The following is a 385-nucleotide window of genomic DNA, read 5'->3' as shown; positions in this document are numbered from 1 at the left end:
CCCTTGGCCTGCCCTTGACGTCAATCATCTGCCATGTCGAACGGATATCTATTGCTCGCGCTGGCCATCGTGGCCGAGGTCATCGCCACCAGCAGCCTCAAGGCGGCCGAGAACTTCACGCGCCTCTGGCCCAGCGTGCTGGTGGTCACCGGCTACGTGGCCGCGTTCTGGCTGCTGATGCAGGTCATGAAGACCGTGCCGGTGGGCGTGGCCTATGCCATCTGGTGCGGGGCGGGGATCGTGCTGGTGACACTGATCGCGTCAGTGCTGTACCGGCAGGTGCCGGACCTGGCGGCCTGGGTCGGCATCGGCTTGATCATTGCAGGGGTGGCGGTGATCCAGCTGTTCTCGAAGATGAGTCACTGAATCGCGCCGGGGTCAGGAC

At 64.4% G+C, this 385-nt stretch carries 1 protein-coding gene; it reads left to right on the top strand.

All coding sequences use genetic code 11. The features are described from left to right. Window positions 1–33: 33 nt before the first annotated feature. Window positions 34–366, top strand: coding sequence for a DMT family transporter (locus tag AB4Z35_RS31065; protein ID WP_092290265.1), 333 nt, complete (start codon window positions 34–36; stop codon window positions 364–366). Window positions 367–385: the final 19 nt, after the last annotated feature.

The organism is Pseudomonas sp. KB_15 (genome assembly GCF_052114525.1).
GTDB lineage: Bacteria > Pseudomonadota > Gammaproteobacteria > Pseudomonadales > Pseudomonadaceae > Aquipseudomonas.
The sequence above is the reverse complement of the archived record's forward strand: the minus strand, read 5'-3'. Positions and strand labels throughout refer to the sequence as shown.